General features: G+C 63.7%; 12 protein-coding genes and 2 pseudogenes. 7 read left to right on the forward strand and 7 right to left on the reverse strand.

The genetic code is table 11. The features are described from left to right. Positions 1 to 20 precede the first annotated feature (20 nt). From OVY48_RS01530 to OVY48_RS01545, 4 genes and pseudogenes are all read left to right on the forward strand, one after another. The gene (locus tag OVY48_RS01530) at positions 21 to 989 is read left to right on the forward strand and encodes a tyrosine-type recombinase/integrase (RefSeq protein WP_313922042.1); all 969 of its coding nucleotides are present in this window, start codon (positions 21 to 23) and stop codon (positions 987 to 989) included. A 104-nt stretch (positions 990 to 1093) separates the two neighbouring features. Beyond that, positions 1094 to 1354: pseudogene (locus tag OVY48_RS01535) on the forward strand (transposase zinc-binding domain-containing protein); the annotation flags it as partial. A gap of 75 nt (positions 1355 to 1429) precedes the next feature. Further along, positions 1430 to 2476 (forward strand): IS110 family transposase, encoded by a 1047-nt coding sequence (locus OVY48_RS01540; protein ID WP_066521554.1) that lies wholly within the window; start codon positions 1430 to 1432, stop codon positions 2474 to 2476. A gap of 265 nt (positions 2477 to 2741) precedes the next feature. After that, positions 2742 to 3497, forward strand: a pseudogene (locus OVY48_RS01545) (transposase); the annotation flags it as partial. A 767-nt stretch (positions 3498 to 4264) separates the two neighbouring features. Here OVY48_RS01545 and OVY48_RS01550 read toward each other — a convergent pair. Genes OVY48_RS01550 through OVY48_RS01575 form a run of 6 tightly spaced genes read right to left on the reverse strand, consistent with a single transcriptional unit; the run spans position 4265 to position 9206 of the window. Then, complete coding sequence (locus OVY48_RS01550; RefSeq protein WP_217988770.1) at positions 4265 to 5737, reverse strand: 4-hydroxyphenylacetate 3-hydroxylase family protein; 1473 nt, start codon at positions 5735 to 5737, stop codon at positions 4265 to 4267. Positions 5738 to 5759: 22 nt separating this feature from the next. Continuing rightward, positions 5760 to 6254: a flavin reductase family protein gene (locus tag OVY48_RS01555; protein ID WP_096060969.1), complete on the reverse strand. Its 495-nt coding sequence runs from the start codon at positions 6252 to 6254 to the stop codon at positions 5760 to 5762. 5 nt (positions 6255 to 6259) lie between these two features. Continuing rightward, complete coding sequence (locus OVY48_RS01560) at positions 6260 to 6784, reverse strand: MarR family winged helix-turn-helix transcriptional regulator (protein WP_096060970.1); 525 nt, start codon at positions 6782 to 6784, stop codon at positions 6260 to 6262. Between the two features lie 55 nt (positions 6785 to 6839). Continuing rightward, entirely contained in the window at positions 6840 to 7229 is a 390-nt protein-coding gene (locus OVY48_RS01565) for a cupin (protein WP_096060971.1), read from the reverse strand. Between the two features lies 1 nt (position 7230). After that, positions 7231 to 8529 carry an amidase gene (locus tag OVY48_RS01570; protein WP_096060972.1) on the reverse strand — a complete coding sequence of 433 codons (1299 nt, stop codon included), beginning with the start codon at positions 8527 to 8529 and terminating at the stop codon, positions 7231 to 7233. Continuing rightward, positions 8526 to 9206 carry a DUF2848 domain-containing protein gene (locus OVY48_RS01575; RefSeq protein WP_096060973.1) on the reverse strand — a complete coding sequence of 227 codons (681 nt, stop codon included), beginning with the start codon at positions 9204 to 9206 and terminating at the stop codon, positions 8526 to 8528. The genes OVY48_RS01570 and OVY48_RS01575 overlap by 4 nt, the downstream gene beginning before the upstream one ends. 120 nt (positions 9207 to 9326) lie before the next feature. On the opposite strand from OVY48_RS01575, the gene OVY48_RS01580 reads away from it, so the two are divergent. From OVY48_RS01580 to OVY48_RS01590, 3 genes are all read left to right on the forward strand, one after another. Continuing rightward, a complete protein-coding gene (locus OVY48_RS01580; protein WP_313921722.1) occupies positions 9327 to 10091 on the forward strand; it encodes an alpha/beta hydrolase in 765 nt (254 codons plus the stop codon). Then, positions 10088 to 10522, forward strand: coding sequence for a nuclear transport factor 2 family protein (locus OVY48_RS01585; RefSeq protein ID WP_096060975.1), 435 nt, complete (start codon positions 10088 to 10090; stop codon positions 10520 to 10522). The genes OVY48_RS01580 and OVY48_RS01585 overlap by 4 nt, the downstream gene beginning before the upstream one ends. Before the next feature lie 122 nt (positions 10523 to 10644). After that, positions 10645 to 12261, forward strand: a complete 1617-nt coding sequence (locus OVY48_RS01590; RefSeq protein WP_313921723.1) for a TonB-dependent receptor — start codon at positions 10645 to 10647, stop codon at positions 12259 to 12261. Here the strand turns inward: OVY48_RS01590 and tnpC are convergent, their stop codons facing one another. Then, entirely contained in the window at positions 12262 to 13617 is a 1356-nt protein-coding gene (gene tnpC / locus OVY48_RS01595; RefSeq protein ID WP_037477692.1) for an IS66 family transposase, read from the reverse strand. It lies immediately after the preceding gene. Positions 13618 to 13702 lie beyond the last annotated feature (85 nt).

Raw genomic sequence — 13702 nt, forward strand, 5'->3', positions numbered from 1 at the left:
CGGATGCTCCTTCTCACAAGTTGGAGCCTCCTGGAAACCCGGGGCGCTTCAATCAACGTGGCGCCAGCCGACACACCTGCGATTCTTATGCTCAGAGTTTCCAGCTGCTGTTCGAGTTCGCGGCTGCAAGGTTCAAGACCAGACCATCCAGGTTGATGCTGGAGCAGATCGACCCCGGCTTGGTCAGCGCCTTCCTCGAGCATCTCGAGGATGAGCGCCACAACGCCGCCGTGACGCGAAACGTTCGCTTGGCGGCCATCAAGTCCTTCTTCCGCTTCCTCGAATACCGGCAGCCGGCGGCCCTCGATCAGGTCCGTCGCGTTCTTGCTATTCCGTTCAAGAAGACGGACACGCGTCTCGTTCCCTATCTACGACGCGAGGAACTGCAGGCGCTTCTCGACGCCCCAGACCCGGCAACGCGCGACGGTATCCGCGACCGAGCGATGCTGTATGTGGCCGTGTGTGCAGGGTTGCGCGTCTCGGAACTGACGGGTCTGACGATCGACAATATCGACATGTCGTCGATGAGCATACGCGTTGTTGGCAAGGGACGGCGGGAACGAGCTCTGCCGCTGTGGAAGCCGGCAGCCACGGCACTGCGCGCATGGCTCGCCATTCGCGGAAAGGTTGCGGCACCCGAAGTGTTCATCAGTGCGCGCGGTGAACCTTTGAGCCGATGGGGCTTCGCCTATCTACTCAAGCAGCACGCCGCGGCCGCTACCCGTCAACAGCCTGGGCTCGCGAAGAAGCGCGTCTCGCCTCATGTGCTCAGGCACACCTGCGCGATGATCATCCTGCAGGCGACCCAAGACATCCGGAAAGTATCACTGTGGCTGGGCCATGCTACGATGACGACCACCGAAGTCTATACGCGCGGCGATCCAACCGAAAAGCTCGAAGCAATGGAAGCGATCGTGCCGCCACATCTGCGTCGTGGGACATTCCAACCGACCGACAAGCTGATGGCGCTGCTGAAGAGCACCACGTAATGGTGAGCGGGGCTGGCGGCGAAATGGGCGAAGGAGCGACCAGGTCGCTGCCAGCTCACCATTACTGGATCTACCCATAAGACAAGTAATGTGGAACGCCCATTACTTGTCGCAACCGGCACTGCCCCAAGTGTCAGGGCGCCGCCGCGCGCACATGGCTGGCCGCGCGCGAGGCTGATCTGTTGCCGGTCGGCTACTTCCACGTCGTGTTCACCGTGCCCGCCGAGATCGCTGACATCGCCTGGCAGAACAAGGCGGTGGTCTATGACCTGCTGTTCCGCGCGGCTGCGGACACGATGCTGACCATCGCCGCCGATCCCAGACACCTCGGCGCGCGGGTCGGCATCACTGCCGTACTGCACACCTGTTGGAGTGGACGACCCCCAGCGGCATCGAATGTGCCAGAATGAGTTGTCAACGCTCAAACAAGGGAGCCGCCCGTGGAACAGCTTATCAGAATCGGAATGGATACGTCGAAGAGTGTTTTTCAGCTTCATGGAGTGAATGCGGCCGAGGAGGTCGTTCTTCGTCGCAAGCTGCGTCGGAAGGACATGGTGACGTTCTTCGAAAAACTGCCGCCGACCGTCGTGGCGATCGAGGCGTGCGGTGCCTCGCATCACTGGGCGCGCCTGCTCACCTCATTCGGTCACGAGGTGAAGCTGATAGCCGCACAGCTGGTTAAGCCGTACGTCAAGCGTGGGAAGAATGACGCAGCCGACGCCGAGGCCCTGTGCGAAGCAATGAGCCGACCGACTATGCGGTTTGTGCCAGTAAAGACGGCCGATCAGCAGGCCGTGTTGATGCTGATGGGTGTGCGTGACCGGTTGATCCGCAACCAGACGCAGCTCTCGAACGCTATCCGCGGCTTTGCTGCAGAGTTCGGGCTGACGGCCGCCCGGGGTATCGATCATCTCGGTCGATTGCTTGATCAGCTGCAAGCCGACAACAGCCTTCCTTCATTGGCCCGCGAATTGTTCGCGGCCCACGCGGAAGAATATAAGCAGCTTCAGGCAAAAATCGCGGAGGTCGATGCCAAGCTGGCAGCCTGGCAGAAAACTGAGCCTCACTGCAATCGCCTAGCGAAGATCCCCGGTATCGCAGCGATCGGCGCCGCATTGCTCGTGATGAAGACGCCGGCACCAGAGAGGTTTGCCTCAGGGCGCCAGTTCGCTGCCTGGATCGGCCTGACACCGAAAGATCACTCCACCGCCGGCAAAGTCAGGCATGGCGGCATCACCCGCGCAGGCGATGAAGGGTTGCGCAGCGTCCTGGTGGCGGGCGCCACAGCGGTCGTCAGGCACGTCGCCGCGGGCACCAGCAAAAATGCCTTCGCGCCTTGGGTGGAACAGTTGCTCAAGCGCAAGGCTCCCAAACTCGTCGCCGTTGCTCTCGCCAACAAGATGGCTCGCATAGCCTGGAAGCTGATGGTTACCGGCCAAAGCTACGCCGGCAAGACTGCACCGGTCGAGATAGCCGTCGCCGCATAGAGGTCAGCCAACGCGGGGAGCAAAGAGATGCAACCGCGCTGAGCCGATGCCCGAACTTGCAAGGAAAAAGCAGATGGTGTGATCGATCGATCCCGACGTAGGAAAATCCGGTAGCCCCAATGGCCTTCGAGGTCGCACACTTGGCTGGAACCGACGTCGCGGAAACCATCTTGGCCAGCGTTCACTCGAGCGCGCAAAAAGGCCGGACATATGGAAGCAAGCGATCTGATCAAATTAATGCCCAAGAAAGACCTTGTAAGAGGGGGTCGTCCACATATGGGGATCGGCGCTAACTCACCACCCGCATGTGCACATGATCGTGCCCGGCGGCGGTATCGCGCTGGACGGCACGCGCTGGATATCGTCGCGCCCTGCCTTCCTGTTACCAGTGCGCGTGCTGGGCGCGTTGTTCCGCCGGCTGTTCCTCACACGCCTGCTGGCGTTGTTCGACGCTGGGAAGCTGGCCTTCTTCAACACCTTGGCGAGCCTGGCGACACGCAAGGCCTTCCTGCGGCATCTATCCCCGATCCGGAAGAAGCGCTGGGTGGTCTATGCCAAGCCACCCTTTGCCGGACCGCAGGCAGTGCTGGCCTATCTCTCGCGCTACACCCACCGCGTTGCCATCTCGAACAGGCGCCTCATCGGCTTCGACGAGGCCGGAGTGACATTCCGGTACAAGGATTATCGCCGCGATAGTGCTGAACGCCAGCAGGTCATGACGTTGGCGACCAACGAGTTCATCCGCCGCTTCCTGATCCACGTCCTGCCGCGCGGCTTCCACCGTATCCGGCATTACGGCCTGCTCGCCAGTTCGACGCACAAGGAGGCTATCGCGCTCGCGCGCAGGCTGCTGGGCGTTGCTGCGCCGATCGATGAACCCGAACCCGACGAGCCGCCCGACCATCGCCCGCCATGCCGATGCTGCGGCGGACACATGACCATTATCGAGACCTTCGCCCGCTGGTGCCAACCGCGCGCACCACCAACGCCAGCCTCACACGCCCGGAGACACGCGCCATGATCCGGCATGGCTCGCTCTACATGACGGTCACGCTCATAGCGTCCTGGCCGACGACCGGGCGCATGCCCATCCCGGAATTAAAGCGGGCGCAGGACACGCTGATCCGTAAAACCACCGCTGCTAGCGGCCTACCGCCGCCCGAAATCACGCCGTTCCGCCCGATAGCCGCACCTCCGGCCCGGCAACGTTTACCCGCCAGAACCATCCCAAAGCCTATTTACCCATAGAGCAGCGCCTGGGGCCCGCGGGTTCCTGCACTGGAGGCTTTCGTACGCAAGCGCCCGAAACCCTTCACAAAGGCGGTCGTCCAGATCTGCTGCCGCGAACGTCCGCTCCTGACAAAAGCTGCCTATGAACCGCTCCGATGCAGATCGTCAGGAAAGCGCCCTAATTCGGTCATTCAGCATACCGCCGTCTCGGCCCGAAAGCTGCCATCGCGACATAGCGGCGGGAAGTACGCATTTCGGTGGTTGGCAAACGGCAGTTCACGAGCTTGCGATTGCTGCCCTTTTTTATCGGCAGGATCTCGCAGTTCTGCTTGTGCCAGCTGGTTAGCTTTAAGCTCGTATTGCTTCTGCCTCTTACGATGTGCTGGCAGGCCTCGATCGGATCCTCCAGGTCACCAGTGGTTTCTCGCGCTGGCGGGGTAGCGGCTGGCCCCGACCGTACAGCGTAGGCCCCGCCAACCACCCAAGCCGCCCGACTTCATTCCGCGGTTGGTGGGATATCATGCACTTCGCGCCTTTCCGCACACGGCCCGCCCAACCTCAGGCCGCGGCTTCGCTCAGCGCCATATCGCTCCCGACCGAGTAGCTTGCCATGACATTGTCGACGAGGCCGGTCGCCTGTGCCCAGTCATAGGTGCGAAAGCTGTGTCCCTTAGTGACGAAGGTCGCGCCCGCGTAGAACATTTCATACTGGCTATGCCGGCTTGCGAATTCCGACCCGATTGCGTCCCAGGCTAGCTTGAAGAACTTGACCCGCTCCTCGGAACTCGCGGTCGGTGACTGCTGCGTTTTGCCGATGATCCGCGCGATTTCGGGATTTGCGAAATCGCGCGTGCTCGACGGCAGCATGATCAGACCGCCGCCCGCGAGATCGCGCAGCGAATTGATCACCTTGGCGTAGAGCTGCTGGGTGAGGACCTGCGCCGAATAGAGGATCTGGGCGTCAGGGACGTAAAAGCCGTTCACGACCTTGCCCTTGGCCTCCATTCCATAGACCATTCCCTCGACCAGCGTCGCCTCCGCTGCCAGCTGGCCGAGCGTGTCGCGAACCGGCGGCAGCGCGATCGTGCCGTTCACCTCGGCGGTGCGGCGGGCCAGGCCCATCAGGAAGCGCATCTTCACCATCAGGCGCACCTGGCACTGATAGTTCTGCAGAACATGCGCGGGGGTCGCATGGAACTGCTTCATCATCATCGCCGTATCGCCGGCGACGAAGACGCGGTCCCACGGGACCTTCACATCGTCGAAATAGATGACCGCGTCATTCTCGTCGAAGCGGCTCGCCAGCGGATTGTCATAGATGCTAGGGGCGGCCGCCTCGTAGGATTTGCGCGAGAGCAGCTTCAGGCCCGGCGCGTTCATCGGCAGCGCGAGCGAAACCGCATATTTCTCGTCGCCCGGCCCGAGCGGCTGGATGCAGCTCACGAACACCTCGTTCGCCATGATGCCGCTGGTCGCGAGCATCTTGGCGCCGCGCAGCGTGAGCCCGGTCGAATCCTGGTCGACGATGCCGGCAGTCAGATACTCGTCGGCCTGCTCATGCGCCGCCTTCGACCGGTCGGCCTGCGGGTTGATGATGACATAGGTGAGGAAGAGGTCGTTATCGCGGGCATAGCGGAAATAGTCCGCAAGCGCCCCCGCGCGGACCGGATCATAGCTCTCGAAGACGTCGAGGCCCATCATCATGCCCGCGAAGCAGGAGGCGACGTGATCGGGCGAACGGCCCATGAAACCATAATGGGTCTCCGCCCAGGCTTCCATTGCCCGGCGCCGCTCGACGAGCGCTTCGTAACTCGTCGGCAGGTCCCAGGCGCGGCTCACCCGCCGACCGCTGGTCGGGCTCTCGATGGTCATCAGTTCGGCGTTGGCCGCCTGGAAATCGTAGAGGCTGGCGGCAGAGGCCACCGAATTGCGGAAGGCTGGATGCGCGGTGACGTCGCCTGCCTCTTCGCCGCCGATATAGACCATGCGCCCATCGCGCAGCGCGGCCAGATGACTGGATCCGGTTTTCACTTCTTTTTCTCCCTGGAAGACGTCAGGCGGCACGGCCGGCGATGGCGTGATATCCGCCGCGGAAGAAGACGAGCGGTTCGCCTTCCTCGGCAATTTCGAAGCGCAGCACATGACCGACGACGATGAGATGATCGCCGCCCTCATGCACCGCGAAGGGCGCGCATTCGAAGGTGGCAAGGCATGGTCCGATCAGCGGACAACCGGTCTCGCCCAGCACGGGGGCGAGGCCTGCCCATTTCTCGCCGCGTCCGCCGGCGAAGCGGCTCGACAGGTCGCTCTGGTCGTGCCGGAGCACGCTGATGCCGAAGTTCCTGGCGGCGAGCAGCGCCGGCAGGCTCGGTGCGGTGCGGCCGACGCTGAACAGCACCAGTGGCGGATCGAGCGAGACCGCGTTGAACGAGCTCACCGTCATCGCGATCGGATCGCGCCCTTCGGTCTCCGCTGTCACCACCACGACACCTGTCGGGAAGTGGCCCAGCGCGTTGCGAAAGGCGCGCTGGTCGAATGCCAGACCCATGACGATCAGGCCTGCCGGCGACGCTGTTCGGCCTGGAGCCGAAGCAGCGCCAGCGCTTCCTCGGTACCGCCGACCAGCGAGGCGATGATCTGCGCAAAGGCGCGGAACTGGTTCGCGCTCAGCCCGTCGAAGATCGTATCGTTGACCGGGCATTGGGTCGCGGCCAGCTCGTCGAGCAAGCTGCGAGCCTTGCCGGTGACGGTGAGGACGACGCGGCGTCCGTCCTCGTGATGCGGCACCTTGTCCACCAGGCCCGACTTGACCAGCTTGTTGACCTCGATCGTCACGAACGCGCCCGACAGATGCAGATGCTCGCCGACCTTGCTGACGCCGACCTCACCCTGCTGGCCGAGATGCTCGATCGCAATCAGGATCGAATAAGCGGGACCGGAGAGGCCGATCACCTCACCGAGCCGATTGCGGATTTCCTGGAGCCGCGCACTGAAACCGAGCGCGTCATGGACGGCCTGGCGGAACAGATGGTCCTCGCCATCGACCAATAATTCGGCTTTGCTGACTGTCAGTGGCATCGCTGTCTCCCTCTGAGTCGGATAATGACTTTGCGACAAAGCTATGTCAATTAGTTTATGCCGGGTCGAAATAATGAATCTCGAGCAGCAGGCAGCCATTGTTCGACTTGAAGGGACCGTGGAACACGCCCGGCGGGCGGCAGGCATAGGTGGGTGAGAGGAAGGCCTCGCCGCCATCGCCATTCTCGTCATTGCCGACGGTCAGGTCGCCCTCGAGGAGAAACACCTCCTCCCAATAATCATGGACGAACGGCTTGGTGGTGAACACGCCCGGCTGGAAGCGCAGCAGGCGGGTGCGGCTGCCGCGGCGTTGCTCGGGATCGAGGCTGCCGGACAGGATCTTCTCGTCGACTCCACCGCCGGGCTTATAGCCTTCGGGAAGCTGCCAGCCGTCATCGGCCATGTCGATCGGATGGAATTCGCGGTGCTGCTTGGTAACGGCCATGTCAGGCTCCTTTCAGTAGGGATTGCACGCTCGTGGCGACGCTCAGCAGATGGTCGTCACGGCCATGGAGCGCGGCGAGGGTCAGGCCGACGGGCGGTCCGTCGCCGGGGCATGGGATCGAGATCGCACAACCGTCGAGCAGGTTGGCGACGGTCGAGTTGCGCAGCGCCTGCGCATTGGCGGCGTGATAGGCGGCATCGTCGGCTAGCGACGCGATCGTGGGGGCGATGAAGGGCACCGTCGGCCAGAGCAGCGCATCGAGACCCGCGATCTGGGTGGCGATCGCGTCGATGAAAGCGCGGCGCCGCGCCAGCAGCCGGACATAGCCCCCGGCGCTCATCGCCCCGCCGGCGCGGATGCGCGCGACGACCCGCGGATCATATTCACCCGCCCGCCCGGCGGAGAGGAACGCCTCGTGCCAGGCAAAGGCCTCGGCGGCGGGGAAGGTCGCCTCCTGCATCATCGCCGGAATGTCGGCCAGTTCGGCGAGTTCGACGGGCTCGACCAGGCCTCCGCCCGCCTCGATCGCCGAGACCGCGGCGTCCATCGCGCGCACCACCTCGGGCGCCATCCCGTCCCGGACATAGGTCTGCACCAGCCCGAGCCGGATTCGGCGCGGGGGGAGGGTCGTGCGCGGCAGGCCGGGACGATCGCGGATCACGTCGAACACCGCCGCGCAGTCGCCCACCGACCGCGCTATCACGCCGACCGAATCGAGTGTCGTCGACAGCGGCAGGACACCCTCCCGCGTGATGGCGTCGGCGCTGGGCTTGAAGCCGGTCACGCCGCACAGCGCCGCCGGGATCCTGATCGAGCCGCCGGTATCGGTGCCGATCGCAACCGGCGCGATGCCGAGCGCCACCGACACGGCGGCGCCGGACGAAGAGCCGCCGGGGATGCGCTGCTCGTCCGGGAAGGCGGGATTGAGCGGAGTCCCGAAATGCGGGTTGAGGCCGAGGCCGGAGAAGGCGAACTCGGTCATGTTGGTGCGGCCGAGCACGACGAAGCCGGCGCGGCGCAGCCGCTCGACGACGGGGGCGTCCCTGCGCGCTTTCGGCGCATCCGCCAGCAGCGTCGACCCTGCCGTCGTCGCATGGCCCATCAGGTCGAAATTGTCCTTCACCGTCACCGGCACGCCGAGGAAGCGCGCGCGCGAGCGGGCGGCGCGCCGCGCGTCGGCCGCCTCGGCAAAGGCGCGGGCGTCCGAATCGAGCCTCAGCGTGAACACCGACGCGGCATCGGCCGCGTCGGCGCGCAGCAGCGCGGTGTCGATGCTCGATCGGCTCGCTGCGGTGATCATGCTTCGGCGATCGGCAGGACGGTGACCGAATAATGGTGGCGGAGCGCACGGCTGCGGACGGGATCGATCAGCTCGACGCCCATGCCATCGGCGAAGCGGATGCCGCCTTGAACCGGGAGGGTGCCGCAGAACATGACGGTGCCATCCGGTACCACGCCTTCGCGCGCTTCATATTCGGCAAGCAGGTCGTCCGGCCGACGAAGTCCCGAGACCGGGCCTTCCTGGTAGACCTCGCCGGTGCCCGGCAGGGTCGAGCGGAGCCGAAGGTCGTCCCAATGGGCGGAGACTTCCCGCCAGGGCCATATGACGGCCGAGACGGGTTTGCTGCAGACCTGCTTCGAGAGCGTGATGCCCACGGTTTCGAGCTTGCGGTCAGTGTGGTCGGAGCCGACCCCGACATAGAGTTCGCCGCCGTGCTTCCAGAGAACCGCCTCGACTTCGCCCGAACCGTCGCGGCCGACCATCTCGACCGATGGCTCGGTGGTCAGCTGACTGGCGCTGACCCTGTAGAAGATCGGCACGGCGCTCGGCCGCGCGACGCCGAGCGCCGCCAGTTCCTCGATATGCGCTTCGAGCACCGCCGTGTCGCGGCCCGTCCATCCGGCGATCACCAGTTTGCGCGGTGTGAAGGCCAGCGGCTCGTTGCCGGCGTCCTGCTGAATGACAAGATTGATCATATCGCTGCTCCCGTTGCTGCAGCTTGGCTATAAGCAGAAAGCTTTTTAAACAAGCTATTTTTATTAGTAGACAAGCTAGGCAAAGTAGATAAGTTACAAAGCAACTTTGGGAGCGACTCGATGGGATTTGCAGTAGAGCGCTGGGGCAACGGGCCTGAACGCATCGTGCTCGTGCATGGCAGCTTGAGCGTGGGAACGGGAGCCTTCTCCGAACAGCGGGCGCTGGCGGACCGTTTCACGGTCGATGTCGTCACTCGCCGCGGCTATGGCGAGACATCGCCGATCGCGCGGGTCGACATCGCTCAGGACGCGCTGGACGTGGTGGAGGTGCTGGGCGATGGCGCGCATCTCGTCGGCACGTCGATGGGCGGGGTCGTATCGATGAACGCCGCCGGGCTTCGTCCCGATCTCGTCCGTTCGCTGACGCTGATCGAGCCGCCGGCCTTCGCCCTGGCAGCCGATCATCCCGATGTGCGGCGCGTCTCGGACGCCATGAAGCGTCATTGGCGCGAGGCCGATGGCATCGGCGATCATGCCTTCGTGACGGGTTTCGTCGCCGCGCTGGAAATGGAAATGGTGCTGCCCGATCCGCTCCCGCCGGCGCTTGCCAACGCGGTGCGCAACCTGATCACCGAGCGTCCCTGGAAGGTCGATGTGCCCATCGGCATCGTTGCCGATGCAGCCTTCCCCAAGCTGGTCGTCACCGGTGGCTGGAGCGGCGCCTTCGATGCGATCTGCCGTCGACTGGCCGACCTGCTCGAGACCGATCTCCATGTGCTGACCGGCGCCGGACACGGCGTCCAGAAGCTCGGCCCCCCCTTTAATTCCCTGCTGACGCGGCTCGTCGAGCACGCCGCCAGCCCCCTCGACGGAGTTGTGCCATGACCTTCCCCACGGATGACAAGATCGAAATCCAGGAGCTTTGCGCGCGCATCTATCTGGCCATCGATGGCAATGACGCAGCGGGCTTCGCCGCGGGCTTCGCAGCCGACGGCACCTTCGTCGCGCCCTATGGGGAGTTTACCGGGACCGACGCGGTCCGCACCTTCATGGAGCATCATATCGCGGCCGGCAAAGAGGATGGCGTCCGCCATTTCATCACCAATCAGGTCATCGACCCGCAGGCCGACGGCGCGCGCTACCGCTTCTACATCCTCAAGATGAACATCGCGACCGGTCCGGTCGCGATCGCATCCGCCGCCGGCGACGCCATCGTCGTCAAGACCGCCGAAGGTTGGCGCTTCCAGCGCTTCCAGCTGATCATCGATCCGGCGATGTTCGGGTCCGAGAAGCCCGCGCTCGCCAAGGCGGCCTGACGTCAGAGCTCCGCGGGGGGAGCCATAATCAAGCACGGGTGCCGGGCGAGACCAACAAGGTCCGCCGATGACGGCCCGTGTTCAAAAGACAATGGCCACCGGCCATCCAAAAAGGGGGCAAGATGATGTTCGATTTCAGGAAATTTCTCCGTGCGTCGACGATGTTGTCCGCGCTCTGCGCGACACCTGCCTTCGCACAGGCAGAACCGCAGAGCGCCGTAGCCGACAGTGGCGGGCTCGATGATATCGTCGTCACGGCCCGAAAGCGCAAGGAGTCCCTCAACGACGTCCCGCTGTCCGTCAGTGCTGTCACCTCGGTCACGATCGAGCGCGCCGGCATCACCTCGCTCGACCGGTTGAACGCCATCGTACCGAGCTTCAGCCAGGTGCCCGCGCAGGATCCCGGGACCAACATCATCACGATCCGAGGCATCACCCAGGTGCGCTTCGGTGAGCCTCCCGTGGCGCTGGTGGTCGACGGCGTCCAGTCCTCTTCGCCCGATCAGGGCACGCAGGAACTGACCGATATCGAGCGGATCGAAGTCCTCAAGGGGCCACAGGGTTCGACCTATGGCCGCAACGCGATCGGAGGCGCGATCAACATCGTCACCAAGCTGCCGACCAACACGGTGGAGAACGAGCTGTCGGCCGAGATCGGCCAGGGCCTGTTTTACCGGCTGTTCGGGTCGTCCTCCGGGCCGATCATCGACGATGTGCTGCTTTATCGCATCTCGGCGATGTACAAGAACAACGAAGGCCGCATCCGCAACCTCACCCTCGGCCGCAAGGTCGATGATTATGACGCGGTGAGCCTGCGCGGACGGCTGATCTTCAAGCCGAGCGATGTGCTGACCCTCGATCTACGCGGCAGCTACGAGAACCTCGATGGAGGCTCGGCCTATTATTACCCGATCTTTCCAGGGCAGGACCTCAATGCCGTCCACCCCGTAATCGCGAACCGCGACGGTAAGGGGGTGCGGCGCCTGCGCGATGTCTCGCTCAAGGTCGACTATGACTTCGGCGGGGTGACGCTCACTTCGATCAGCGCCTTCGCTTATGCCAAGGCGGCGACGCTGGGGCAGGATCTCGACTTTCTGCCATTCCCGTTGGCGCCCGGTTTTGGCGGCCTCATCCTCGATCAGACCAGGCGCGTGAAGAGCTGGAGCGAGGAGGTCCGCCTGACCTCGCCGTCGGATCAGCCGCTGCGCTGGCTGATCGGCGCCTATTATCTGAAGACCCATCGCGACGCCGCGTCGTCAGCCTTTCTCGATCTGGCGGGGGAGGGGCCGTACCAAGCGGTCCAGCTCAGCTATCTGCCAGAGCGTAGCCGCAACAATGCTTATGCCTTGTTCGGCACCCTGGATTACGACATCTCGCAGGCGTTCAAGCTGTCATTGGGGCTGCGCCAGGACTGGGACGATCGTAAGCAGACCAACCCGGCCAACGGCTCGCGCATCGCCAAGGTCTTCAAGTCGCTGCAGCCCAAGGCGTCGCTCAGCTACTTCTTCGAGCCCGACAAGATGGTCTATGTCTCGGCCGCACGCGGGTTTCGCAGCGGCGGGTTCAACGCTCAGTCGCTGATCTTCCCGCGTCAATATGGCTCGGAGGTCGCCGAGACCTATGAGCTGGGATCGAAGCTGTCGCTGCTTGATCGGCGTGTTCAGCTGAACCTCGCCGCCTTTTACACCGACCAGAAGAACGTCCGTAATTGCTCACGGGGTCGGCAATTGGTGGGCTGATCAGGCGACCATGAATCTGCCGTCGACGAGTTCGCGGATGGCTACGAGGGCCGATTTGCCGCTGAGACGAGCGGTTCCGGTGACGGATCGATATCCAGCGTGGATCTGGGCGCCCCAGTCGGACCGGAAGCCGTTGGTGACCTTGCGGAACACGACTGAGGGGCGGATCTCGCGCTCTGATATATTGTTGGTCGCAGGGACGTTGCGGTTGGTGAGGAAGATGAAGAACTTGCTTCGCCAAGCCTTGATTTGTTTGAGCAGAACACGTCCCGCAGGGTGCGCGACAGGCATCTGTACCAGGCGGGTCAGCAGATTGTCGGCCTTCGCAGCGTAGGCGGCCAGCGTTGTGTCCTTCAGGCTGCTTCGTCGCTTGCCGATGCGGATCGCCCAGCGCAGGTGGTCGCGGACTTTGGGGGCGAAGGCGGTATCCCCGCAGTCGATGGCATACTGAACATCGCGCAGGACATGCGCGAGGCAGACCTGATGCTCCTTGCCCAGTTCCTGCTGTCCAGCGTAGCGATCGGAGACCCACACATCAGGTTGGTGGCCGCCCAACACCTCCTCAGCAACACTGCGCGCCCGGCGCGGGGCGATCTTGTGCAGAACCGCGTCTTTCGAGAGGAAGACCCATTGCCAATGGGCAATGCCGTTGGTGCGCGTGGACGTCTCATCGGACGCGATAATCTTTGCCGTGAGCAACTTGTCGGTGATCGCCTTCGTGGCTGCTGTCATTCCGGCCTCCATACGCCTGAACGCGTTGGCGATCGCCCCTTGGGAGATCGTGAGGCCAAACAGCTCCGCAGCAATGCGCGAAAGTCGCTCGAAGCTGACATGGTGGCTGTGATGCAGATAGGCCAGCAGCGAGCGGATGCCGGGGCCAAACGGCGTGCCCGGCTCCATGCCCGCCGGTGCTGCGGCACGGTAGCGACGGCCACATCCCCCGCAGCGCGCACCAAACAATTCGATGCGGGTCACAATCGGACGGATCGGCGGCAGGTCGATATGATCGTAGCGGTGGCGGCAATGCTGGGCCTGCGAGGATATATCGGTCCCGCAATGGCAGCAGCTTGCCGCCATGATGCGTTCGGTTTTGTCCGGCGTCTCGGTCAATGGGCGGTGCTTGCCTTCGCGCGGCGGGCGCTTGCCAGCCTTGGGCTTACCGCCTTTGCCACCGCGCTTGCCAAAGTCGTCCTTCGATGGCGGAATATGCGAATTCCTGGATGTCTTGCGCGGCGTGCCGACCAGGGATTCCAACTCAGAAATCCGCGCTACCAGTCGCTCGATCATCTCGTGCTGCGCGAGCAGCAACTCGTTCTTCTCGGCTTCGGTCAGCACATGAAGCGGCGGCGGTGACATCCGTAGGGTGAATCAGCCAATCGACCTCCGCGCAATACTTTTCTGCCAACCCCGTGAGCAATTACGAACGTCCAGTTCTACCGCT

This window comes from Sphingobium sp. SA2, from assembly GCF_032227065.1.
Classification (GTDB): domain Bacteria; phylum Pseudomonadota; class Alphaproteobacteria; order Sphingomonadales; family Sphingomonadaceae; genus Sphingobium.